Below are 25,283 nucleotides of genomic sequence, written 5' to 3'. Positions count from 1 at the left end.
GATGTCGGTTCAAAATATTACAATGCCACAGCTCGGCGAAAGTGTAACAGAAGGTACAATTGAAAAATGGCTTGTAAAGCCTGGAGATACAGTTAAAAAGTATGATCCATTAGCAGAGGTTGTTACAGATAAAGTAAATGCTGAAATCCCGTCATCATTTGAAGGGATTATCACGGAGCTTCTTGCGCAAGAAGGTCAGACATTACCAGTTGGAGCAGTCGTTTGCTCGATTGAAATAGCGGGAGAAGGTGAATTACCAGCACCGCCACCTGAAAAAAAATCAACGGTAAGTACGGCTATTTTAAATGCAGGTGTTCAAAAGAAACAGGAGGCACCACAGCAGGTAGCAGCTCCAGTATCTGCACCAAAAGAGGCACGTACGGGTAAAGTACGTTATTCACCAGCTGTTCTTCGACTTGCACAGGAGCATGATATAGCTTTAGACCTTGTAACAGGTACTGGCGAGGGTGGTCGTATTACACGAAAAGACCTGTTAAAGCTAATTGAAACAGGTAATATCCCAACGGCAAATGATGTAGCACAAGCAGCTCCAACCGTTCAAACGACATCAGCACCTACAGCAGCTTCTGCATCACAGCAACAAGTGGAAAAAGCAGCTGCACCTGTACAACCTATTCATCCAGGAGATATCGAAATTCCAGTGACGAAGATCCGTCGTGCCATTGCGAATAATATGGTGAAAAGTGTACATGAAGCGCCGCATGCTTGGATGATGATGGAAGTGGATGTAACAGATTTAGTGACTTATCGTGATAGCTTAAAGAATGAATTTAAGCAAAAAGAAGGCTTTAATCTTACATATTTCGCCTTCTTTGTAAAAGCGGTTGCTCAAGCTTTAAAAGAATTCCCAATGCTGAATTCGATGTGGGCGGAAGATAAAATCATTCAAAAACATGACATCAATATTTCGATTGCAGTAGCAACGGATGATGCCTTATTTGTACCTGTTATAAAACACGCAGATGAAAAATCCATTAAAGGAATTGCGAAAGAAATCAATGAACTGGCTATCAAAGTTCGTACAGGAAAATTAGCAATGGATGACATTACTGGTGGTACATTTACAGTGAATAATACAGGTGCATTTGGCTCTGTTCAATCAATGGGCATCATCAATTACCCACAAGCAGCGATTCTACAAGTGGAAAGTATTGTAAAAAAACCTGTTGTTTTACCAGGTGGAATGTTTGCTGCACGTGATATTGTGAATTTATGTTTATCATTAGATCATCGTGTGCTTGATGGACTTGTCTGTGGTAAATTCCTAAATAGAGTAAAAGAAATACTCGAAAATACAAATAAATCTTCAACGTCAGTCTACTGATGACTTGTCGGAAACCTGCTGTATAAGGGTTTCCGATTTTTTTTATGCTTTTCGAGTCGCAATTTGTCATGTAGAATAACAAATAGAAACTACTAAGGGGGGAAGCTGATTAAGCGTCCGCATGTCAAACAACATGAAAAATATTGAATTTGAAATACCAGCCTATTCAGACTGGCAAGATGCAGCAATCAAAGCTTTAAAAGGGAAACCATTTGAGTCACTATTCACAAAAACAAATGAAGGTGTTACACTACAGCCGCTTTACACGCAAGAAAGTTTAGTAGCTAAGCTTGGAGAAGAGCTTGATTTACAAGTTGCCACAATCCGTTCCCTACAAAATGATCAAGTATTTCAGGTGGCACAACAAATTCACGCTGATTCAAGCGAAGCTTTTTTTGCACAGCTTGAGGATAGTCTAGCTCGAGGCAATGAAGTTATTACGATTGATAGCCGAGTGAGCTTTGCTTGGACAGAAGAAGTATTGGTCAAATTAGCATCATATTTCTCAGAATATTCGTTTAAAATTACTATTGAAAATTCAAAAGACCCATTATTAGCAGTATTCGACAACATTCCAGTAGATCAACAAGAAGCCATTAAAGGTTACATTATTTCAAAAGACCCTATCACTTTGACTGCATTTCCGAACGTGCGCTCAGTCAGTGCAGACACAATAGTTTATCATAATGAAGGTGCTAACGCTGTACAAGAATTAGCCTATGCACTTGCATTAGCAGCCAAATTTGCAGAACAAGAAAAAAGCTTTGAAGCGTTCTCGAAGAAATTCTTTGTATCTTTTGCCATTGATACACAATTCTTTACGGAGATTGCAAAGCTACGTGCTTTTAAAGTACTTTGGAAAGCGTTCTCATCCGCTTATGGCGCAACAGATCATATCAAAATCCCTACTGTTGCTGAAACATCATTAAGAAGCTTTTCTAAATTAGATGTGTATGTAAATTTATTACGCTCTTCAAATGAAGCGCTTTCTGGTTTAATCGGTGGTGCTGATCTCTTTACGGTTCATCCACATGACGTGTTAACAAAGCCTACGGATCAATCCATTCGTATCGCTCGTAATGTGTCATTAATTTTAAGAGAAGAAACAAATGTCTTAAAAGTAAAAGATCCAGCAGGGGGCTCTTACTTTATCGAGTCGTTAACAGCAGATTTTGTGAAAGAAGCATGGGCACTATTTTTAGACATCCAGGCAGCTGGTGGTATCGATGAATATACAGCCTCTGGCAAGCTTGCAGAAGAAGTGGAAGCATCCTATCAAAAACGCATCAAAGCTGCCCAAACACGTAAGCAATCATTAATTGGAACGAATATTTATGCTAATCCAGCTGATATTCTTGAACAGGATACAAATCCATTATTTGCTGATATTAAGCGTATCGCTGCTCCATTTGAGGACTTACGTGCAGACATGACAGCAGCAGATGTAAAAACAGGTATTTTAGCATTAGGATCATTAAAAAGCTCTAAACCACGCGCAGATTTTGTAGCGGGCTTCTTAAACACAGTGGGTCTTGTACCAGAAAAAAGTGAGCCAGTGACAACTGTAGAAGAGGCAGTAGCTTGGCTGAAGGCGACAGAGGCTAAGTATGTAGTGATTGCAGGCAATGATGATGATACAAAAGCATTTGTATCAGCCATTTTAGCTGAAAAACCAGCGAATGTGCTTGTAGATGTAGCGGGCAAATTTAAAGACGAAGAAGAAGCATGGTTAGCAAATAGCTTAAACGGCTTTATTTTCGCAGGACAAAACATCATTGAAAAATTACAGTCCGTGTTTGCGAGCATGAAGGAGGTCCAACGATGAGCAAGCCAAATTTTAATGCAGTAGAAATAGAAAAGGTTTTAACAGCTGAAGCACCTCAAGCGTCTGAAGATAAGTTCATGACAAATGAGGGGATTGAAATTAAAGATATTTACACAAAAGAAGATATTAAAGAGGCTAAACATCTAAATGATGTGGCAGGGATTGCACCCAACACACGTGGACCATACCCTACTATGTATGTAGCACGTCCATGGACGGTTCGGCAATACGCTGGTTTCTCAACTGCTGAAGAATCCAATGCCTTTTACAAACGAAATTTGGCCATGGGACAAAAAGGTCTTTCTGTCGCGTTTGATTTAGCAACACACCGAGGCTATGACTCTGATCATCCACGTGTAACAGGGGACGTAGGAAAAGCTGGGGTTGCGATTGACTCAGTTGAGGATATGAAAATCCTTTTCGATCAAATCCCGTTAGACCAAATGTCTGTTTCAATGACAATGAATGGTGCCGTATTACCCGTCCTTGCATTCTATATTGTAGCAGCAGAAGAACAAGGGGTAACGCCAGATCAATTAGCAGGTACCATTCAAAATGATATTTTAAAAGAATACATGGTGCGTAATACATATATTTACCCACCAGCTATGTCAATGAAAATCATTGCAGATATTTTTGAATATACAGCGAAGTATATGCCAAAATTTAACTCTATTTCAATTTCGGGTTACCATATTCAAGAAGCAGGCGCAACAAATGACATTGAGCTTGCCTATACATTAGCAGATGGCTTGGAGTATGTACGAACAGGATTAAAAGCAGGCATTGATATTGATGCATTTGCACCTCGCCTATCGTTCTTCTGGGCAATTGGTATGAACTATTACATGGAAGTTGCTAAAATGCGTGCAGCACGTCGTATTTGGGCACAAATGATGTCTACGTTTAACCCGAAAAATCCAAAGACATTAGCATTACGTACGCACTCCCAAACATCTGGCTGGTCATTAACTGAGCAAGATCCATTTAACAATGTTGCACGTACTTTAATCGAAGCAAATGCTTCTTCGATGGGACATACGCAATCCCTTCATACAAATGCATTAGATGAAGCGATTGCACTTCCAACAGATTTCTCAGCACGTATCGCGCGTAATACACAGTTATTTTTACAAGAGGAAACAGCGATGACAAAAGTCATTGATCCTTGGGGTGGTTCGTACTACGTAGAGAAATTAACAGAAGAAATTACGAAATCTGCTTGGGCGTTAATCGAAGAAATTGAAGCGCTTGGTGGTATGGCTAAAGCGATTGAAACGGGACTTCCAAAAATGAAGGTTGAGGAAGCTGCAGCAAAACGTCAAGCGAAAATTGATTCTAAAACAGAAACGATTGTTGGCGTGAATAAGTATCGCTTAGCAAAAGAAGAGCCAATCGATATTTTAGATATCGATAATACCATTGTTCGTCAAAAACAAATTGAACGTTTAGAAGCGATGAAGGCAGCTCGTGATGAAGCGGAAGTTCAAAAACATTTAGCTCGCTTAACGAAGGCGGCTCAAGATGGAGAAGAAAACCTGCTAGCGGTAGCAGTGGATGCAGCGCGCGCTCGTGCTTCTTTAGGTGAAATATCTGATGCGATTGAAGCAGTTTCTGGTCGTCATAAAGCGGTCATTCGTTCGATCTCTGGTGTTTACTCTGCAAACTTCTCTGATGAGGAGCAAATTGCGGAAGTGAAACAAATGACAGAAGAATTCCTTGAAAATGAAGGTCGTCGTCCGCGTATTTTAGTTGCTAAAATGGGACAAGATGGACATGACCGTGGTGCAAAGGTTGTCGCAACTGGTTATGCAGATTTAGGCTTTGACGTAGATATTTCTCCATTATTTATGACGCCTGCTGAGGCTGCTCAAATGGCTGTTGAAAATGATGTTCATGTTATTGGTGTGTCTTCACTAGCAGCAGGACATAAAACATTAGTGCCTGAATTGATAGCTGAGCTTGAAAAACTAGGTCGTGAAGATATTATCATTATTGTGGGTGGTGTTATACCAGCACAAGATTATGATTTCCTTTATAATGCTGGTGCAGTAGCCATTTTCGGACCAGGTACAGTGATTCCTGTATCCGCACAAAAAATTATTGAAGAAATCTACAAACGTTTAGGCTATGAGGAAGTGTCTGAATAATGGACAAAAATAAAGGAATGGAAGAAAGTGCGCTATTTGTCATGGACGGAGTAGAGGCGACTCACGACGGGATGCAATATGGTACACCCAAAAAGTTCCGAAAGAAAAAGGCAGACACTCTAAATGTAGGAGAGCTTGCACAACAAGTACGTGCGGGCTCTCGCACACATTTATCAAAAGCCATTACCCTCATTGAAAGTTCAAACGCTACCCATAAAGTGCAGGCACAAGAACTATTGCAGGAGCTTCTTCCACATACAGGCAATAGTATCCGAATTGGCATAACAGGTGTGCCTGGGGCAGGAAAAAGCTCATTCATAGAGGCTTTCGGTACTATGCTTTGTGATATGGGGAAACGAGTTGCTGTTCTTGCCATTGATCCAAGTTCTTCTCTATCGGGAGGAAGTATACTTGGCGATAAAACGCGTATGGAAGAGCTCGTTAAGAAGCCTAGTGCATTTGTGCGTCCATCGCCATCGGCAGGTACCCTAGGGGGTGTTCACAAAAAGACACGAGAAACCATGTTAGTTTGTGAGGCAGCAGGCTATGATGTGATTTTAATTGAAACAGTTGGTGTTGGACAAAGTGAAACCTATGTCCGTGGCATGGTTGACTTCTTCCTGCTTCTTGTTTTAACAGGAGCGGGGGATGAATTGCAGGGCATGAAAAAAGGCATTATGGAATTAGCAGATGCAATTGTCGTCCATAAGGCGGATGGTGATAATGTACGTCTAGCTAAAAAAACGGTTGCAGAGTACAAACAAATTTTGCACTTTTTACAGCCTGCTACACCTGGTTGGATGTCAACTGCCATGCCTGTTAGTTCACTAGAAAATCGAGGACTTGATAAGGTTTGGGAAACAATTGGGGAATTCAAGCAAATCGTAGAAGCAAATCACTATTGGGCTACCCGACGCCAGCAACAAACAAAAGAGTGGTTCCAATCGATGATTACCGATCATTTAATAGATCTCTTTTATGGAAACCCGCAACGTAAAGCACAAGTACAACAGCTTGAACGTCAAATTTTAAGTGGACAGTTGACAGTTACACAAGGTGTGGATCGTTTATTTAGCGAGGAGCAGGAAGACAAGTAAACGAGTCTTATTGAAATCGTAGTAATTTCAACTGAAATGTGTTGAGCAAGTAGGTGCACAAATTGCTTGCAAACTGCTATGATAAGAGATGGATAAGCGTCAAAAATCTACTATCTGAAATATAACTAAATTGGCGCGAACTTGAAAGGAGCTATCGCTATATGAATATGGATTACGATTTATTTATGCAGGAAATTTTAAAAACAGCACGTGCTGAAATTGAGGCAGCTGGTTATGAACAATTAACAACACCCGAAGCTGTAGAAGAGGCGTTTGCTCGTCCAGGTACAACATTAGTAATGGTGAACTCAGTGTGTGGTTGTGCGGGTGGTATCGCTCGTCCAGCAGCAGCACAATGCGTTCATTATGATAAACGTCCAGACCATTTAGTAACAGTGTTTGCAGGGCAAGATAAAGAAGCAACTGCAGCAGCGCGTTACCATTTTGGAGAAGATCATCTACCTTCATCACCATCATTCGTTTTATTAAAAGACGGACAAGTTGTCGCAGAAGTGGGACGCTATGAAATTGAAGGGCATGACCCAATGTCAGTTGTGACAAATTTACAAGCAAACTTTGAAGAATATTGTGACGAACTTTAAGTCTATTCTTGCATAAGAAAAATCATTTTCAATCAAGTAGAAAAGCCTCATAGATCATGCTATCTATGTAGGCTTCCTACTGATCCTCATGTATAGGTAGTTTCATTATTATTAAAATTTTTGTAATATTGGCTAAATAATTAGCTGAATGAGTGAAGAGTACTAAAGGATGGGAGGCAGTCGGCCTGAAGAAGTTTTCAATCGGCTATCGAACTTTAAAAACAGCAATTGGTGCGGCCATCGCTATTGCCATTGCACAGTATTTTGATTTAGCCTCATATGCATCTGCTGGTATTCTAACCATATTATGTGTGCAGCCAACAAAAAAGAAATCCATTTATGCAGCCTATACACGATTGGTTGCAAGTATTGTAGCAATGCTTTTTGCCTTTGTAAGCTTTGAGTTATTTGCTTATCATCCACTTACACTAGCAGGCATGCTTATACTCTTTATTCCTACTATTGTATCTTTAAAGGTTGCGGATGGATTTATCTCCAGTGTCGTGATTATTATGCATATTTACGCTGCTGAAGGTTATTCATTAACACTTGTTTATAATGAATTAGCGTTGATGGCTATCGGTTATGGAACAGGGATTGCCATTAATATGTATATGCCAGACATTCAAAAGGAATTAAATTACTACAGAGTCAAAATAGAGGAGCTATATAGTAAGATTTTTTTAGAAATTGCCAGCTATTTACGGCAAGGAGATACGTTGTGGAACGGCCAAGAAATTATCGATGCAATCAAAGCACTAGAAGAGGCAAAATCATTAGCGTTTAAAGATGTTCAAAACCATTTTACAAGACGTAAAAATGATTACTATGTATATTTCGATATGCGAGAGCAGCAGCTAGAAATTATCGAAAGAGTGCTACCCAAAGTGACAACATTACCTGTTATAGTACAAGAGGCTGAAATTGTGGCAGATTTTTTACAAGACCTAGGTGAGCATGTTCATTCGGGGAATACGGCTAGTCAGTATCGCGAAAAGCTCGAACATGTTAAGCGCGATTTTTCTCAGCTTCCTTTACCACAAAGCCACGAGCAATTTATCGCTCAGGCAGCCCTCTATCAGTTTATAGAGGAAATGGACAGGTATTTAGAAATAAAGCAGTCATTTAAAGGGTTAAAGGCTAAAAAAGAGCGCCCACAGTAGTGTGGACGCCTCGTGCTTTGCCTTAAATTATCATAGATAATCCGAATGCTAGAGATGAGATTAGCATAATTGCGATCATACTATAAATAACGACTTTTTGAAATTTTTTATTACTCATATGCTCGTTCGCTCCTTCTTTTCTTATAAATAGTTTAGCAAATCTGAAAAATTTCTCAAGTAGTAGAGTTTTGACAAAAAAGTCTGTAAAATAGAGTATGTACCATAACAGAAGGAGATGTCACCATGGAGAAAGTAGACCATATTGGGATTGCAGTGCGCGATCTTGATGAACGCATTACATATTATACAGAAACTTTGGGCTTAAAGTTGATGAAAGTGGAAGAAGTAGAATCTCAACAGGTTCGTGTGGCATTTATCGACGCAGGGAACGTGAAAATCGAGCTATTAGAACCAATGAGTGATAAAAGTGCCATCCATGGTTTTATTGAAAAACGTGGAGAAGGAATTCATCATGTTGCGTTTGGTGTGACGGGAATTCGTGAACGAATGGCAGAGCTTCGTGAAAAAGGTGTACGTCTCTTATCCGAAGAGCCAGGGCCAGGTGCTGGAGGGGCAGAGGTTGCGTTTATGCATCCTAAATCCTCATTTGGGGTGTTATATGAATTATGTGATAAAAGTGGAAAAGGGGATAAGTGATTAGTATGGATATGTTCGACAAAATCAATGACTTGTATGACCGTAAAACGGTAATTGAACTTGGTGGTGGCTATGATCGCATCGATAAGCAGCATGAGAAGGGGAAACTTACTGCTCGTGAGCGTATAGACTTGTTGCTAGACGAAGGTACATTTTTCGAAATCAACCCATTTATTACACACCGTACAGTAGACTTCGGCATGGAAAAAATGGAGGGACCTGGTGATGGTGTCGTAACTGGATTCGGTAAAATTAACGGACGTCCAGTATACTTATTCTCTCAAGATTTCACAGTGTTTGGTGGGGCGCTTGGTGAGATGCATGCGAAAAAAATGGCAACAGTAATGGATCTAGCTGCTAAAAATGGTACACCATTTATCGGCATCAATGACTCAGGCGGTGCACGTATTCAAGAGGGTGTTCTTTCATTAGATGGCTATGGTCATATCTTCTACCGAAATGCCATTTATTCTGGTGTGATTCCGCAAATCTCTGTGATTATGGGACCTTGTGCTGGTGGAGCTGTTTATTCTCCAGCTATTACTGACTTTATTCTAATGGTGGATAAGACATCTCAAATGTTCATTACAGGACCTAAAGTAATCGAAACGGTAACAGGAGAGAAAATTTCTGCTGAAGATTTAGGTGGTTCGAAAGTAAATAATGCGGTCAGTGGGAATGCTCATTTCCGTGCTCCTTCTGAAGAGGCAGCGATTGATGAAATTAAAAAACTACTAAGCTACTTACCACAAAACAATAAAGAAAAGGCACCTCGTCAAGCTAGACCTGAAGGGGATGACTACCGTCCAGAAATCGTAGATACAGTACCAATCGAAACAACACGTCCATATGATGTACGTAAAGTTGTTGAGCAAGTAGTGGATGAAGGTTCGTTCATGGAAGTACATGCAGAGTTTGCTAAAAACGTAGTAGTCGGTTTTGCACGTATTGCTGGCGAATCAGTTGGACTTGTTTGTAACCAACCAAAAGTTCTTGCTGGTGGCTTAGATATCGATTCTTCTGATAAAGCAGCTCGTTTCATTCGTACTTGTGATGCATACAATATCCCAATCATCACATTTGAAGACGTTTCTGGCTTCTTCCCAGGTGTTAAACAAGAACATGGTGGTATTATTCGTCATGGTGCGAAAATTCTTTATGCTTATTCAGAAGCGACTGTTCCAAAAATTACAGTGATTTTACGAAAAGCTTATGGAGGCGCTTACGTTGCGTTAAACTCTAAATCAATTGGTGCTGACCTTGTATTTGCATGGCCAAATGCTGAAATTGCTGTTATGGGTGCTGCTGGCGCAGCTAACATCATTTTTGCCCGTGAAATTGCAAAATCAGATGACCCAGAAGCAACTCGTGCAGCAAAAATCGAAGAATATAAAGAGAAATTTGCTAACCCATATGTTGCAGCATCTCGCGGTATGGTAGACGACGTAATCGATCCACGAGATACACGTATCAAGCTGATTCAAGGACTTGATATGCTGTCAAACAAACATGAAACACGTCCAGAGAAAAAGCACGGTAATATTCCTCTATAATAGTCATACAAGCCTAGCAGCTCAAAAGTTGCTAGGTTTTTCATTGCCAAAAAGTGAAACATTTTTGTTTGTCATCCGTACTGATAGATATGAGGAGTTGAGATGAATGGAATGGAAGCAATTACAAACAGAGCAAGAAAAGATTCATGCACAACTTAGAAAAGCATCTAGATTAAACGAACAAAATCAGTTAATTGATGGGCAAATTAAACATACACAACAGGAAATAGACACTCATACAGCAGCACTCCACCAAATTCGATCCAAACTTGATAAATTGGATGGTTTCTCGTTTATGAATATGATTCGTACATGGACAGGGCAACAAGATGAACTGAGGGCAGAAAAAATTGATAAGGCGGCAGTACTTGAATTAAAGCTGAATGAAGCAAAGAAAATGCAAAATGATTTAGCAGAGGACAACGTGCAAGTGATGAATCAGCTTGCCCAGATTGATGAAAATGCGCTACAGCAATCACTTCAACAGGTCTACCTTAAAAAGAAGAAGTATTTACAGATTCATGATGCTGCCCAAGCAGAAAGGCTAGAGCATTTAGCACATGAGGAAATGCTAACAAAGCAGCTCATTAGAGAAATTAAAGAGGCGGAGGAAGCGGGAGAAGTAGCTCTTACAAGGCTAGGGCAAGCAGCAGCTTCATTACATTCGGCCAATGGATATTCCACATGGGATACATTTTTTGGCGGTGGGCTGATTGCTACGCACTTAAAGCATGATGCACTCGATCAGTCTGAAAACTATTTACATAGTGCTCAAATTGCGTTACAACGGTTTCATAATGAATTATTAGATGTTCATGAAATGTCTACGAAATCGATGCATATTGAAACAGATGGGTTTGTTAAGTTTGCTGATTACTTTTTTGATGATATTTTTTCAGCATGGTCTGTTCATTCTAAAATCTCGACAGCAAGGGAACAGGTCTCGCGTGTTCAAGATGATGTACATAATACGATTTGGCGCTTACAGGATAAACATAATAAAGCTGTCAACTACCTACAATCATTAGAAAAAGAAAAAGAGCTTATTTTCAATGACTAGGGAAAGTCTGAGATTTTTCTCAGACTTTTTATTTTGGTAGTATTGTTCAATGATTTCAACTCTTCTGACGTTGTGCTAAAATGATACATATACTATAACGTGGAAATACACGTAAACTAAGGGAGTTTTACAACATGACAAGTCGTTTAGTAGAAGAGTTTTTTGAGTTCGTACAAATTGATTCGGAAACAAAACATGAACAACTAATAGCACCAATTCTTGTAGATAAGTTAACTGCACTTGGATTTTCAGTGATTCAAGACGATGCACATACGCGTAATGGACATGGGGCAGGTAATATTATTGCCACATTAAAAGGCACATTGGATGTAGAGCCAATCTATTTCACTTCTCATATGGATACTGTCGTTCCAGGAAAAGGCATCAAACCGTCTTTACGTGAAGATGGCTATATCGTATCAGATGGTACAACGATTTTAGGTGCCGATGATAAAGCAGGACTAGCTGCTCTATTTGAGATGGTCAAACGTTTGAAAGAGCAAAATATTGCACATGGCGATATTGAATTTATTATTACGGCTGGTGAAGAAAGTGGCCTTGTTGGCGCTAAAGAGTTAGATCCAGCTAACATTAAAGCAAAATATGGATTTGCGGTTGATAGCGATGGCAAAGTTGGTGGTATCGTGACAGCAGCACCATTCCAAGCGAAAATTTTCACAAAGATTATTGGAAAAACGGCACATGCAGGGGTTGCTCCTGAAAAGGGCATTTCTGCCATAACAGTCGCATCAAAATGCATTGCTCAAATGAAACTAGGTCGTTTAGATGAAGAAACAACAGCGAATATTGGGCGTTTTGAAGGTGGACAAGCGACGAATATTGTTTGTGACGAAGTGACAATCCTTGCAGAAGCACGCTCTATAGACAAAGCTAAATTGGATGCGCAAACAAAGCATATGCAAGATACGTTTGAACAAGTAGCTGCTTCTTTAGGCGCACGTGCAGAGGTAGAAGTGAAGCTAATGTATCCAGGCTTCCGTGTAACGGAATCGGATAAAGTAGTTCAGGTAGCTATGGCTGCTGCACGCAATATTGATCGTACACCGACACTAGGCATTTCTGGTGGAGGCTCAGATGCAAACGTCATCGCAGGCTTTGGTATTCCTACAGTTAATTTATCTGTTGGATACGAGGATATCCATACAACAAATGAAAAAATACCAGTAGAAGAACTTGAAAAATTAGCAGATTTACTAGTAGAAATCGTCAAAGAATCGGCGAAAAACTAACAGTCGAATAAGGATGTGACCCTATGGAAAGTGTCAAAGCAGTCGTTTTTGCTTGTGGGACAGAGGAGTATGCTGTGCCTGTGGAGCAAGCGATTTCAATTGAAAAATTAGAGCAAGTAACACCTATTCCTCATTTACCTAACTATCTTCTAGGCTTTACAAGAATTCGCGGAGAGCTTGTACCTGTTCTTGATTTTGAACGCATACTGTACAATCGTTCATCGAATACAGCAACTGCTCGTATCATTGTGTTGAATACAGATGTTGTTAATTATGGATTACTTGTTACAGAAGCACGTGAAATTCTTGATTTCGATGAATCAGTACTTCAGCAATTGGGTCTAGTCAATTATAGTAAAACACGCTATTTTACTGCGGTAGCTAATCTTGAAAATCGAATGATAACATATGTTGATCCAAAAATACTGGTTAATTCATTAGAGGGCATTAGGGAAATTATCGATTATTTACACAAAATGCTTGAAAATGAAAAGAAAAACGTAGAGGCTTAAGTACTCTACGTTTTTTATGTTTGAATAGTAAATTTAACCTGTATTTTGTCGTTTTTACCTGATCATACATGTGACAATTATGCATTATACCTACAGACAAACAATTGCTAACCGCGTATGATAATGATTAAGAAAAAACTGAAAAAGGCAAACTTCACCGAAAGGGAGGGACGCAAAGCCATGAGTCTAAACACTATAATTTCAGTGCAAGATTGTCAGGTTGCCAGGTTCTGTTCTAGGAGCCGTGGCGAGTAGAATGGAGTTAGTTCGTATGAAGAGACAATTAAAAGTATGGACCGCACTAATCGTCATCATGATTAGTTCATTAGCTTTATCAAGTGGAAAGGTTGATGCAATGTCTATACAGGAAAAGGCTACTTGGCTGTGGGATACATCCCTCATCATTGATGACCAAGAAAAAATATTATTATTTTTAGAACATAACGATGTCAATAAAGTTTATCTGCAAATCGATCAAGGCATAGCGAGCAATGACTATAAGCATTTTATTAGTAACGCTTCTCACAGAGGTATTCGCATTTATGCATTGGATGGTGCTGCAAGCTGGGTTTCAGCTGAGGGTAGTCGAAGCCAAGACGAATTGTTTAATTGGTTACATACATATAATGAGAATTCAACTGAATCTGAGCAATTTTCTGGGGTTCATCTTGATGTAGAACCTTATTTAAATAGTGGATGGAGCTTACATCAAGCACAAACGATAGAATCCTATCAAACACTAATAATGAAAGCAAGTGAGAAAGCAAGTCAGTTACAACTTACTTTAGAAGTAGATATGCCATTTTGGTTTGATGAAGTTCAGTATAATAACCAATTTGGAAAAGGGTTATTAGCTGATTGGGTCATTGAGCATACGGATAGTGTGACGATCATGGCCTATCGTGATGCTGCAAAAGATATTATCTCTATTGTAGAACATGAAATCGCGTATGCTTCCACTGTGAATAAATCAATTGTAATTGGTGTAGAAACAGGCGCTTCAGAGGAAGGGGAAAATATTACTTTTTATGATAATGGAGAAGCCTTTATGAATGAACAGCTTATACTTGTTCAGCGACATTTTTCAAATAACGATGCTTTTCATGGAGTAGCCATTCATTATGTGGAGAATTGGATGACCATGCGTCCATAAAAAAAGTCCTTCCAGTGTTAAACTGGAAGGGCTTTTCTATTGGTATTAGGACAGTCGACCACTGTAGTCCTCGAATTTAAATTCACGAATGACTTTAATACCTTCTTCATCATTATAAGAAACGATAGATGGTAAGTTGACACCGTTAAACATATGGTTTTTCACCATTGAATAATGAGCCATATCTGTGAATACAAGACGATCACCTGGTTTTAATGGCTGTTCAAACGAATAATCGCCAATCACATCACCAGCTAGACATGTTAGTCCACCTAAGCGATACGTGTGTGCTAATTCATTTGCTTGTCCAGAACCAATAATCATTGGACGGTAAGGCATTTCAAGTACATCAGGCATGTGACATGTTGCTGATGTATCTAAAATAGCAAGATCCATTCCATTTTCTTGAATATCTAGCACCGTTGCTACTAAATAGCCTGTATTAAGGGCTACTGCTTCACCTGGCTCAAGATAAACAAGCAGGTTATACTTTTCTTGAATATAATTAATGATGTTCACAAGTTTTTCTACATCATAATCATCACGTGTAATATGGTGACCGCCACCGAAGTTTAACCATTTCATTTGGTGTAAAACATCACCAAATTTTTCCTCAACTACTTCAATAATACGCTCTAATGTATCAGAATTTTGTTCACACATCGCATGGAAGTGTAAGCCATCGATACCATCAAGCTGTGATTTATCAAAGTTAGCCAATGTTGTACCAAGGCGAGAGTTTGTGTAACAAGGATCATAAAGAGCTGTTTCAATTTCAGAGTATTCAGGATTCACACGAATACCACATTCAATTGTTTTACCAGCAGATTTAACTTTATCCTTGAACTGAGCCCATTGGTTAAATGAGTTAAATACGATGTGATCCACATAGCCTAGAAGCTCGTCCATTTCATGCTCAATATAAGCAGGTGCATAAACGTGAACTTCTTTGCCCATTTTTTCATAGCCAAGACGTGCCTCATGCAGTGAGCTAGATGTAATGCCCGCTAAATATTCCCCTACTAGTGGGAATGTTGAATGCATAGAGAAGCCTTTAAGGGCTAATAAAATGCGGCAGCCTGTTCGATCTTGAATTGATTTTAAAAGCTCAAGATTCTTTGTTAATAATCGCTCATCCACTACATAAGAAGGGGATGGAACTTTTGAAAAATCAATTGGTTTCATCGGCTTAATTCCTTTGCATCTAAATCAAGGTCTAATAATTCTGGGTTATGGCTTTCTTGCCATGGTAGACCCCATTTATTTAGTGCATCCATGAATGGATCTGGATTGAAATCTTCCACATTCCATACACCTGGTTTACGCCATTCACCGTTCATCACAAGCATTGCACCGATCATAGCTGGTACGCCAGTTGTGTAAGAAATCGCTTGTGAACCAACCTCGTTGTAGCACTCTTCGTGGTCACATACGTTGTACACATAGTACGTTTTTTCTTTGCCATCTTTTAGACCGCGAATGATACAACCGATGTTTGTTTTACCTTTTGTACGTGGTCCAAGTGAAGCTGGATCTGGTAATACCGCTTTAAGGAAGTGGATTGGTTGAATCATTTGCCCTTCGAATTCGATTGGCTCAATTGATGTCATACCTACGTTTTCTAACACTTTTAAGTGTGTTAAGTATTTTTCAGAGAACGTCATCCAGAAGCGGATTTGTTTTAAACCTTTGATATTTTTTGCAAGGGATTCAAGCTCTTCATGGTATAGAAGGTAAATATCTTTTGGTCCGATTTCAGGTAGGTTATACACTTCTTTTTTCTCAAGTGGTGCAGTTTCAATCCACTCGCCTTCTTTCCAGTAACGACCATTCGCTGTAATTTCACGAATGTTAATTTCTGGGTTGAAGTTTGTTGCGAAATGATATCCATGATCTCCCGCATTGGCATCCACGATATCGATATAGTGGATTTCATCAAATTCATGTTTTTGTGCATGAGCTGTGAAAACGCCTGTTACACCTGGGTCAAAACCGCTTCCAAGTAATGCAGTTAAGCCAGCTTTTTCAAACTTCTCTTTATAAGCCCATTGCCATTTATATTCAAATTTTGCCGTTTCAGGTGGCTCGTAGTTTGCAGTATCCACATAGTGCACACCTGTCGCTAAGCAAGCATCCATAATCGTTAAGTCCTGATAAGGTAGAGCCACGTTAATCACTACATCTGGTCCGAAAGCTTTAATAAGCTCAATAACCTCTTCTGTATTGTCTGCGTCTACCTGTGCAGTATGAATTTTTGTTTTTCCGCCGTCTAGTTTTTCTTTTAGAGCGTCACATTTTGAAACAGTTCTACTTGCGATACAAATTTCCTCAAATACGTCCGAATTTTGAACACACTTGTGTACCACAACACTGGCAACTCCGCCAGCTCCGATAATCAATGCTTTACCCAATTGTCTACCCCCAAGTTCATATAAAGTATTGTCAAACAAGCTGATTATACAGAAAATTGATATACTACTCAATCATTGTTTTAAAATTTTCTACAAAAAATTTTATTTTTCTACAACAATTAGACGTATACGGAGGGGAATGCCTCGGAAAAGAAGGGAATCATGAATAAATCTACAACGCCATTTTAGTAAAAATAGCTGTTGTATAGACTTAAATAATTGGTGAAGTTTCATCACAATTCATCCAAGATACTACGACATCAAGTAAATATTTTTCTAAATGAATGTTTTGACATAGTATCTCTTCCGATTGACGATTTGATACCATCTACTAAATCATTTCTACTAACTTTACATAAAAAAATCCCTCTACATATAGAAAGGGAAGGAACCACATTAAACGTGCTACAGGTATCTGTGTACTGGAAAATGATGCATATTATTTCAGAAAACGATTGGATACTTGTTGTTTTTCTTCCCCCCATATATAGAAGAAAATCACAAGCAAAGTACTAAAAAAACCCATCACAAGAGCATACGTACTGAGGGCTACTCCCACTTGACTTTGCATGGCATAAATAAAAATGGCCCCTATTGTTAACAAGTTGCCTGTAACAATCGATACTAGATGAAAGCGTTTATTCATAGCAAGCCCTCCTATTAGATGAATTGGTAATGCTCAGGATTTAAGATAATTAACTTCAATTATCGCACAATTCAGAACTTTTTCCAATGTTTTTATCTTACTAGAATAATTAAAGATGCTTTTTTAATACATCTTTTTGTAGTATGATGAAACACAAAAGGAATATTCATAGATTATTACAAGAAAGGGGAGAGGATGGATCGTGAAATTACGCAATTCATTAACTTTTCAACTTGGGACGATTATCGCTGGTATTTTAGTGGTGATGCTAGGGATTACTTCGTTCGCTACATACATAACTGCTTACAATAAACTTTATGATGCTGCTGGTGTTGAGGCCTATGGCTGTGCCAATATTACGACAGGTTTGATCAATCCGCAACAATTGGACAAGGCCATTCAAGGCGACAAGGCTGTACAGGAAAGCATTGGGAACGATTTGAACTGGACAACAGGTCATAAAGATATTTTCCAAACACAATATATTTTATCGTTGGATGGCACATTATTAGCGCTTGATGATCATTTGGCTGAAAAAGGTTATGCCCCTGGTGATCAATTTTATTTAGATAAAGAAGCTATTGATATGTTGCTTACACATAAGCATCCAACATATTCACAGCCTTATACCTATGCAGGGATGGACCGTTTATCTGGCTATGCCCCTATTTTTAAAGACCATGATTCCAGTAAAGAAATTATTGCCATTAGTGTCATCGACTTTGATGCTAATATCGTGAAGGAGCGAACATGGGATGTTGTACGAAATGGGATTTTAATTAGTATTTTCCCTATGCTAATTGCTTCCATCATTACAGGCTTTTTAATTCGTCGTAAAGTAAGACCGATTAGTGTGCTGATTCAGCAGGCGAAAGAAATTGCCAATGGTAATTTAGCTGTACCTGAAACAAAAATTAACAGTAAAGATGAAGTAGCGGATTTAGCGAATACATTAAATCGAATGACAGCTAATTTACAAAATATGATTATGACGATGCGTTCCACTTCTAACACTTTAACGAATAACGCAGATGAAACCGCTTCCACCCTGAACGATATGAGCAATACCATTCAAGGTGTCGCTAATAATATCGAAGAGGTAACAAGTGCCGTGACGGCAGGGATGCACCATGCTGAAAATGCGACAGATGTTCTTACTTCTTTAGCGCAGGACCTTCAAATGATTCAAAGCAATACCAATAACAGTGCTGATAATGCTAGACAAACGATGGAATTAGCAACAGAGGGTGAGCGACTAGCAAAAGATATAAGCAATGATATGGCATTAATCCACAGCGGATCGGGTGAGGTACAACAAACAGTAGAAAACTTGGTTACATCTGCAACCAAAATTCAAACGATTACAACGTCTATTGCAAACATCGCATCACAAACAAATTTGCTAGCACTGAATGCTTCCATTGAAGCGGCTAGAGCAGGGGAGCATGGCAAAGGCTTTGCTATTGTTGCTGAGGAAGTACGGAAGCTTGCTGAGCAATCTAATCAAGAGGTATTGCAAGTTGAACAGCTTATTCAGGATATAATGAAGCATGTGCAGCAGGTCATGTCATCTACGAATGATAATACGCAATATATTGAAAAAGGAACAGAGACAGTACGTCTAACCGCACAATCTTTAGGAAATATTTCTACAGCAGTGGCTGCAACAGTAGAAGAAATGATTACCATTTCTAATGCTATGACCGCTGAAAACGAAAAATCTACACGTATTGTGCAGATGATTCAACAATTAACAGAATCTATTCGTGATATAGAAGAAACGATGAATATGATTACTGTCGCAGCACAGCAAACAACTGCAAGCATTGATGAGGTGGCACATGGCTCTAATGAAACAAATCACATGGCACACACACTCGAACAGCATGTAAAGGCGTTTAAATTAAAAGAATAATAGAAAGATTAGGACATGTTGGCTTTTGCTTATACTACTTAAATGGTAAACTAGCAATAAGATTTTTCTTTTGCGAAGGTGAGGATTTTAATGGTGGTAAAACAAATGAACGAGCAAGTTCAACAAGTCAATGACTTATTTTTGAGTGGTCAAGTAAAGGAAAGTTATCAACTAGCTAAAGAAATATTGGGCAATGATACAGCGATCGCAGAAGAGGCCTATCAAGTCATTCAGCAGCATGTGGCAATGCTAGAGGCAAATGGGTATGCAAATATGCCTCAGCCTACTGATGACAAAGCAAAGCAAAGTAAGGAACGTACAGATGGTTCGTATCCAGAACGAGATGTTCTCGCAGCTTATATAGGTAGTCAGGATGATGAGCAATTTGGTAAAGTGGTCGATGAATTATTAGCAGGTCCTATAGAAGCGCAGGCGAACGCCTACTATACAATGGCAGAATATTATGCCCTTGCAAAAGAACAGGATAAGGCATCAGTACAGTATGCGGAGGCAATCAAATTGCAGCCTAATAAGGCATTGTATTGGGGAGCATTTGCACAGTTTTTAAATCGTCACGAAGGTAGCCCTTATTTGGCATTAAGACTGATTGAAGAAGCAATACTCCTAGATGGAATGAATCCTCGTTGGCACTATATTCAAGGTAATATATTTTTCCAGCTAGTAGCAGCGACAAAAAATTTAAGCTATTTACCTGCCTTGGAAGAAGCATGGGAGAAAGCTAAAAAACGTTGTACAGCTAAGCAGGTCACATTGAAATTGGATTTGGAGAAGTCAAAAGATTTGTTAGCGCAATGGAAAAAGCAAATGCTCTAACAGGTATCTATTAATAATTATTTCCTTTCAAGTATAATTATGCTATAGTGAAACCATAAACGGACGTATGAAGCTTATCGATGACATGAAAGAAGTGTTTTTTTGAGTTTATATGTAGCGTATGTATTGGTAGGAATTGCCATTGCCATGCCTGTAGGAGCTATTACAGTAGAAATGACAAAGCAAGGACTCAAAAATGGTTTTATGCACGGCTGGGCAGTTGGACTTGGTGGCATGACCATTGATATTGTATTGGTTTTTGCTTTGTATATGGGACTAGCTTCCATCTTGGCTATGCCTTTAATTCAACTACCTATGTGGATTATTGGAGCGGGCTTTTTATTCTTGTTAGGCTATGATTCTATCAAGAACGCTGACCATGATATTACATTGGCAGGAGAAAAAGTAACCAAATCGTTTTTTGCCTCTTATTTTAACGGCTTACTAGTGGCCATTTCGCCTGGTAATCTTGTTTTTTGGGTCAACGTATTTGGTGTGGTGCTAGCAAAATCTTATGGACAAGGGGAGTCAACGAGCTTTTTAATTATTGCTGCTGGTGTTTTAAGTGGAATTTTACTCCACGATATCGGTTTGCTGACCATTGTCTCGGTTACTCGTAAAGCTATGAATCGGAAGATGATTAGGACATTTACAATTGTCGCAGGATTCTTATTGATTGGTTTTGCTTGTTATTTTATCTATGAATTTATACAAGGAATTAAGATTTATATATGAAAAGTGCGATCCCTAAAGATCGCACTTTTTTTATTGCGCAATAGCCTCAGTATGCTCTTTTAAACAAGCTAAAATTTCTTCTGCTACTTCATGCGCTAATGCTAGTTCTGAAGTAAAGCCAACACAAGAACAATTCATCTCACCTAAAATATAGCAATCTTCTCCGACTTCATTGGTATCTAGCATAAAGTCGGCTGTCCAGATTAGCGGTAAATCATAATTGCCTAGTAGGTTTGTTACTTGAGGGAGCTGCTTTAAAAAGTTTTGTACCAGCTCTTGCCAGTCTTCAGGTTTGTCATAGCGATATTGAGCGCCAGAGAATAGAGTTGCACTAAAGGCATCCTCGGTAGCAGCTGGTTTTTTATGTACGACGTGTACAGGATGATCGCGCAACATGAATAAGCGGATTTCGCCTTCTGTAATCCTTGGAAGAAAGCGCATATCGATTAACATACCATTCGTCCCTGTAATATACTGCTCACAAAATGTCATAAAGTCGCCAAGCTGCCAATATTCTACATGATTATCTTTTGCTTCAGTACATTTGATTTGTGCATCAAGTGGCACTTCAGTGATACCCTCTGCTAGCGGTTCCACCAATTTTACACGCCAAATACCTTCTCCAGTTGAACCACGATTTTGCTTCAAAACACGCTCTGTTAAGGCTAAGGAAGTAGGGAATTGTTTTTTGAATGCTTCGATTGTGTAGTAGGCAAATGTATCATCAGGTACTAAATTTGTTGTCGTCAGTTTTGATAATACGTCTTTTGAACCATAGCTAATCATGGCGTCTGGATGTGGCATCCCTATAACGCCAGCTTGGCATAGCTCTCGTAGCATAGCAAAGTACTCTTCCTCATGCTGTAAGTTGCCTGGGTTAATGCGAGATACATAGGCAATACCATGTTCCTTAACATAGTGAAAGATTTCCTGCTTTTTTGTGATATCAAAGAAGAGTACCTCTGCATCCTGTCCACGTTGCTGTAGCGCTTCCACCATTGGCATTGTATCTGGGCGATAGCCATCTGGGCCTTTATCTGTGCCGCCTTCCACCTCGAAAAAAATAACTTTTTTATCCATAAAATACCTCCTTATATCTGTTGTTATGTTCAGTATAGTAGACAAATAAGGAGAAAAGATAGATAAAATATGTAAATTTTATGTATAAATTCATATATTACTATCTCGGTAATAGGAGGTATTGACTATTAAAATTCATAACTCTCTTAACTTTCTGTTTTCAAGTTTGCTTTTTCTGAAATACTGTAAGGTATAAAATCATAAGAAGAATTAGCAATGTACCAATAAACTGATAGCCACCAAAAGCAATCTTTAACCACCAAACACTTGTGATGACAGCCATTAATGGTTCAAGACTACCTAGTAGGCTTGACTCCTTTGGTGAAAGATAGTGCAAGCTAGCAATATAAAACCAAAAAGCGAGCATTGTCCCAAAAATAACAATAAAGAGAAAATAGGCAATGGTTGAAAACGTCCAATCAGATAGATCGATAGCCCATGGTGGGTGAGCTATACTCATAACTATACCACCGATGATCATCGACCAGCCGACAACTAGTAATGAATGGAATTGCTGTAAAAGTGGGACGGCATAAATGGTATAAAATGCAACAGAAAGACCAGATAAGATACCCCATAACACAGCCATTAAAGGAACGGACAATGTTGAAAAAGAACCGTTTGTTAATAATAAAAAGGTCCCCACAAGTGTAAGTGATACAGCTATACCATCCTGCTTTGTCAATGGACTTTGCCTCGTTAGAAAGTAATAAGCCATGATAAACAGTGGTGCTAAATATTGCAATAATGTGGCTACAGCTGAATTACCAATAGCGATTGACATCATATAGGTGTATTGGACAGCAAGCATGCCAAGTAGGCTAAATAAAATTTGTCTAAAAGCATTTTGCTTTGTGCGCCATATGACGAAAATGGATTCATGCCGATGGGTCATTTTATAAATAGCGATTAGTAACAGACCTGCTAAAAGTAAACGACTAGAAACAAGCCAGCCGACCTCTAAATTGTCCTGCTGAAATAGTCGTTGGGCAACGGTCCCTCCGATTCCCCAGAAACTTGCTCCAAGAATAACTAGTAGAAAGCCCAGTGTACGTTTATTTTGGATAATTTGATTCATCTGTTTACATCTCCTAAACTATCAATATAAGATGATTATAAAGTGATTAAGTGGAAATAAATATCGATTTAATCCAATAAAATATCAATATATTGAGGTGTTAGAGATGCCGTTAACACATATTAAAATTGCCAAGGATTTACAAGAATTAACCTTGCATGGAACAAAAGAATTTCCAGTTGCCTTGTATGAAACGATTATGCGATTAGAAAGCATGGATTTTCTACCTCTCCATTGGCATAAAGAAATACAATTTGTTTTGATAAAAAAGGGATGTGCTCAGTATCGAGTGGGGACGGACGTTTTTGTTTTGAACCAAGGCGAGGGGCTCTTTATTAATGCCTCTGGATTACATGAAGCAAAGCCTTATCAAATCGAGCAAGCGATCGTTTATTGTGTAAATGTAGATCCAAAGTTAATGGGGGGGCATGAGGGCAGTATCTTTTTCTCAAAATATGTAGAACCGTATATTACAAGTAATCGAATACCTTATGTCAAACTAACAGGAGAGTTGGCACAGAAAGTAGCAACGATTGCGGAATTAATGCGAGAGCAAACCGCTTTTTTTGAGTTAAAGGTACGGAGAGAGCTTCTATTTATTTGGGAATCCATGCTAACCCAATCCTTATTGACAGAACAAATAATGGATTCTGCCACTATTGTGCAGCATGAACGAGCAAAAGCTATGCTAGATTTTTTACATGCACATTATCAGCAGAAAATAGCATTAGAAGATTTAGCTGGCCATGTGTATATAAGTCGCGCTGAATGTAGTCGTTTTTTTAAGAAAATAGTGGGCATGACACCGTTTACCTATTTATGCCAATATCGACTGCGCAAAAGCATAGAATTATTGAAAGGTAATGAGCTATCGATAACAGAAATAGCTGTTAATACAGGCTTTAGTACCGTCAGTTATTATATTGAAAAGTTTAAAGAATACACTGGCTATCCGCCACATGTTTATCGTAAGAAGTTTTTAAGTGTGAAAAATAATTGAACGTGAATGGAAATAGGACCATCTTTTATTCTCAAATTCTATACAAGATGAACCATTTGGCATAAAGTAAAATTATTAGTAGAGAGGGGGCATTGTGAATGATGGTCTTAAAAAGTAAGCAAAATATTTGGCTAGCCTTATTATTAGTGGTATTAGCGAGTAACTATACACTCTATAATACAGGATTTGGCACATCCCTTTTACCTATCGAAACAAATGGTGTTGTCATGGGCTCATTAATTGACTGTATTGTGGTGGTGCCTGTGCTATTTATGCTTTATAAAGGTAAATTTTCATTAAAGCAAGCCATCCTATTAGCTGCAGCTGGCTGTATTGCTGCACGTTTTATCATTCCTATGGAACACCTTCAGCCTTATGTGGCAGTGACATGGGCTGGCTTTGCGATTGAAGGGTCTATTATTCTATTAGAAATTATCCTAGTGGCAACACTTGTACGATACCTGCCAAAAATCCTAGGGGAAGTGCGGAGAAGCTCTTTACCAGATCTCTTTTCATTTTCAAAAGCTGTAGAAAAACATGCACCCAAGCATCCAGTTATTCAGTTGATCTGTGCTGATTTATTAGTGCTTTATTATGGTTTCGCGAGTTGGAAAAGACAAGAACGACAAGGTTTATCTTTGCATAAAAATTCTAGCTATATCGCTTTTCAGCTCATGATTATTCATGGGATTGCTATTGAAACGATTGGTATTCACTGGTGGCTACATGAAAAGTCAATGATACTTTCCATTGTGTTGCTTGTTTTTAATATTTATTCAGTAATCTTCTTTCTTGCGGATATGCAGGCTATTCGCCTAAATCCTGTTTATGTCACAAATGATACATTGTACTTATCTCTGGGATTAATGAAACGTACTGTAATTCGTTTTGATCATATTGCTGAAATCATCGAAGACAAGGAGCGGTTAGAGGGAAAATTATCAAAAGATACGATAGACTTTATAGCACGTGATTTTGGTGAGGCCTATCCGCATTTTATTTTGAAAATGAAGGAGCCTGTGGAAGTAACGTTTATGCTAGGGATCAAGAAGCACTATAGTCACATAGCCATTAAAGCAGACCAGGTTCAAGAATTTAGACAAATGCTTGTAGAAGGAATGGCAATGAGCCAACATCATTAAAATTACTAATAAAAAAGTAGTAGTCAATGTTTTGTGATCAAAACATTGACTATTTTTTTATTGATTGATTTTAAT

General features: G+C 38.7%; 23 protein-coding genes and 1 riboswitch. Of the genes, 17 read left to right on the top strand and 6 right to left on the bottom strand.

Features of this window, described 5'->3' with window-relative positions:
* The first annotated feature begins 1 nt into the window (after window position 1).
* From AC1RFD_RS09290 to AC1RFD_RS09265, 6 genes are all read left to right on the top strand, one after another.
* Window positions 2–1,345 carry a dihydrolipoamide acetyltransferase family protein gene (locus AC1RFD_RS09290; protein ID WP_054549171.1) on the top strand — a complete coding sequence of 448 codons (1,344 nt, stop codon included), beginning with the start codon at window positions 2–4 and terminating at the stop codon, window positions 1,343–1,345.
* Between the two features lie 121 nt (window positions 1,346–1,466).
* On the top strand, window positions 1,467–3,170 hold the full coding sequence (locus AC1RFD_RS09285) for a methylmalonyl-CoA mutase family protein (protein ID WP_054549172.1): 1,704 nt from the start codon (window positions 1,467–1,469) through the stop codon (window positions 3,168–3,170).
* Window positions 3,167–5,320, top strand: coding sequence for a methylmalonyl-CoA mutase (scpA, locus tag AC1RFD_RS09280; RefSeq protein ID WP_004231201.1), 2,154 nt, complete (start codon window positions 3,167–3,169; stop codon window positions 5,318–5,320). The genes AC1RFD_RS09285 and scpA overlap by 4 nt, the downstream gene beginning before the upstream one ends.
* Window positions 5,320–6,417, top strand: a complete 1,098-nt coding sequence (meaB, locus tag AC1RFD_RS09275) for a methylmalonyl Co-A mutase-associated GTPase MeaB (RefSeq protein WP_048392309.1) — start codon at window positions 5,320–5,322, stop codon at window positions 6,415–6,417. Before scpA ends, meaB begins: the two co-directional genes overlap by 1 nt.
* 161 nt (window positions 6,418–6,578) lie before the next feature.
* On the top strand, window positions 6,579–7,019 hold the full coding sequence (locus AC1RFD_RS09270; protein ID WP_004231203.1) for a BrxA/BrxB family bacilliredoxin: 441 nt from the start codon (window positions 6,579–6,581) through the stop codon (window positions 7,017–7,019).
* 152 nt (window positions 7,020–7,171) lie between these two features.
* Window positions 7,172–8,182, top strand: a complete 1,011-nt coding sequence (locus AC1RFD_RS09265; RefSeq protein ID WP_081010952.1) for an aromatic acid exporter family protein — start codon at window positions 7,172–7,174, stop codon at window positions 8,180–8,182.
* A gap of 22 nt (window positions 8,183–8,204) precedes the next feature.
* On the opposite strand, the gene prli42 is transcribed toward AC1RFD_RS09265, so the two are convergent.
* Window positions 8,205–8,300, bottom strand: coding sequence for a stressosome-associated protein Prli42 (prli42, locus tag AC1RFD_RS09260; RefSeq protein ID WP_009370219.1), 96 nt, complete (start codon window positions 8,298–8,300; stop codon window positions 8,205–8,207).
* 125 nt (window positions 8,301–8,425) lie between these two features.
* On the opposite strand from prli42, the gene mce reads away from it, so the two are divergent.
* The 6 genes from mce to AC1RFD_RS09230 all read left to right on the top strand — a co-directional run bounded on the left by mce (window position 8,426) and on the right by AC1RFD_RS09230 (window position 14,367).
* The gene (mce, locus tag AC1RFD_RS09255) at window positions 8,426–8,839 is read left to right on the top strand and encodes a methylmalonyl-CoA epimerase (protein ID WP_004231207.1); all 414 of its coding nucleotides are present in this window, start codon (window positions 8,426–8,428) and stop codon (window positions 8,837–8,839) included.
* Between the two features lie 5 nt (window positions 8,840–8,844).
* On the top strand, window positions 8,845–10,392 hold the full coding sequence (locus AC1RFD_RS09250) for an acyl-CoA carboxylase subunit beta (RefSeq protein WP_009370220.1): 1,548 nt from the start codon (window positions 8,845–8,847) through the stop codon (window positions 10,390–10,392).
* A 106-nt stretch (window positions 10,393–10,498) separates the two neighbouring features.
* Window positions 10,499–11,452 (top strand): hypothetical protein, encoded by a 954-nt coding sequence (locus AC1RFD_RS09245; protein WP_054549173.1) that lies wholly within the window; start codon window positions 10,499–10,501, stop codon window positions 11,450–11,452.
* Between the two features lie 134 nt (window positions 11,453–11,586).
* Window positions 11,587–12,702 carry a M20/M25/M40 family metallo-hydrolase gene (locus AC1RFD_RS09240; protein ID WP_054549174.1) on the top strand — a complete coding sequence of 372 codons (1,116 nt, stop codon included), beginning with the start codon at window positions 11,587–11,589 and terminating at the stop codon, window positions 12,700–12,702.
* 23 nt (window positions 12,703–12,725) lie between these two features.
* Window positions 12,726–13,214: a chemotaxis protein CheW gene (locus AC1RFD_RS09235; protein WP_054549175.1), complete on the top strand. Its 489-nt coding sequence runs from the start codon at window positions 12,726–12,728 to the stop codon at window positions 13,212–13,214.
* Window positions 13,215–13,350: 136 nt separating this feature from the next.
* Window positions 13,351–13,442: riboswitch (cyclic di-GMP riboswitch) on the top strand.
* Between the two features lie 43 nt (window positions 13,443–13,485).
* Window positions 13,486–14,367 (top strand): amidase, encoded by an 882-nt coding sequence (locus tag AC1RFD_RS09230; protein WP_066036258.1) that lies wholly within the window; start codon window positions 13,486–13,488, stop codon window positions 14,365–14,367.
* A gap of 45 nt (window positions 14,368–14,412) precedes the next feature.
* Here the strand turns inward: AC1RFD_RS09230 and nspC are convergent, their stop codons facing one another.
* The 3 genes from nspC to AC1RFD_RS09215 all read right to left on the bottom strand — a co-directional run bounded on the left by nspC (window position 14,413) and on the right by AC1RFD_RS09215 (window position 17,424).
* Window positions 14,413–15,552, bottom strand: coding sequence for a carboxynorspermidine decarboxylase (nspC, locus tag AC1RFD_RS09225; RefSeq protein WP_004231219.1), 1,140 nt, complete (start codon window positions 15,550–15,552; stop codon window positions 14,413–14,415).
* Window positions 15,549–16,778, bottom strand: a complete 1,230-nt coding sequence (locus AC1RFD_RS09220; RefSeq protein ID WP_048392314.1) for a saccharopine dehydrogenase family protein — start codon at window positions 16,776–16,778, stop codon at window positions 15,549–15,551. The genes nspC and AC1RFD_RS09220 overlap by 4 nt, the downstream gene beginning before the upstream one ends.
* 439 nt (window positions 16,779–17,217) lie before the next feature.
* Window positions 17,218–17,424 carry a hypothetical protein gene (locus tag AC1RFD_RS09215; RefSeq protein ID WP_054549177.1) on the bottom strand — a complete coding sequence of 69 codons (207 nt, stop codon included), beginning with the start codon at window positions 17,422–17,424 and terminating at the stop codon, window positions 17,218–17,220.
* 202 nt (window positions 17,425–17,626) lie between these two features.
* Between AC1RFD_RS09215 and AC1RFD_RS09210 the strand changes: the two genes are divergently transcribed.
* From AC1RFD_RS09210 to AC1RFD_RS09200, 3 genes are all read left to right on the top strand, one after another.
* Window positions 17,627–19,339 carry a methyl-accepting chemotaxis protein gene (locus AC1RFD_RS09210; protein WP_054549178.1) on the top strand — a complete coding sequence of 571 codons (1,713 nt, stop codon included), beginning with the start codon at window positions 17,627–17,629 and terminating at the stop codon, window positions 19,337–19,339.
* A gap of 105 nt (window positions 19,340–19,444) precedes the next feature.
* Window positions 19,445–20,173 carry a tetratricopeptide repeat protein gene (locus AC1RFD_RS09205; protein ID WP_492474854.1) on the top strand — a complete coding sequence of 243 codons (729 nt, stop codon included), beginning with the start codon at window positions 19,445–19,447 and terminating at the stop codon, window positions 20,171–20,173.
* A 102-nt stretch (window positions 20,174–20,275) separates the two neighbouring features.
* Window positions 20,276–20,908 (top strand): LysE family translocator, encoded by a 633-nt coding sequence (locus AC1RFD_RS09200; protein ID WP_492474853.1) that lies wholly within the window; start codon window positions 20,276–20,278, stop codon window positions 20,906–20,908.
* A 30-nt stretch (window positions 20,909–20,938) separates the two neighbouring features.
* On the opposite strand, the gene AC1RFD_RS09195 is transcribed toward AC1RFD_RS09200, so the two are convergent.
* Window positions 20,939–21,988 carry a Cj0069 family protein gene (locus AC1RFD_RS09195; RefSeq protein WP_048392318.1) on the bottom strand — a complete coding sequence of 350 codons (1,050 nt, stop codon included), beginning with the start codon at window positions 21,986–21,988 and terminating at the stop codon, window positions 20,939–20,941.
* A gap of 160 nt (window positions 21,989–22,148) precedes the next feature.
* On the bottom strand, window positions 22,149–23,066 hold the full coding sequence (locus tag AC1RFD_RS09190) for a DMT family transporter (RefSeq protein ID WP_054549180.1): 918 nt from the start codon (window positions 23,064–23,066) through the stop codon (window positions 22,149–22,151).
* 106 nt (window positions 23,067–23,172) lie between these two features.
* On the opposite strand from AC1RFD_RS09190, the gene AC1RFD_RS09185 reads away from it, so the two are divergent.
* Both AC1RFD_RS09185 and AC1RFD_RS09180 read left to right on the top strand, forming a co-directional pair.
* Window positions 23,173–24,066: an AraC family transcriptional regulator gene (locus tag AC1RFD_RS09185; RefSeq protein ID WP_054549181.1), complete on the top strand. Its 894-nt coding sequence runs from the start codon at window positions 23,173–23,175 to the stop codon at window positions 24,064–24,066.
* Window positions 24,067–24,164: 98 nt separating this feature from the next.
* Entirely contained in the window at window positions 24,165–25,208 is a 1,044-nt protein-coding gene (locus tag AC1RFD_RS09180; protein WP_054549182.1) for a hypothetical protein, read from the top strand.
* Window positions 25,209–25,283 lie beyond the last annotated feature (75 nt).

The organism is Lysinibacillus sp. GW823-FHT02G10, assembly GCF_058797135.1.
Note: the sequence above shows the minus strand (reverse complement) of the source record. Positions and strands in the feature narration are given on the sequence as shown.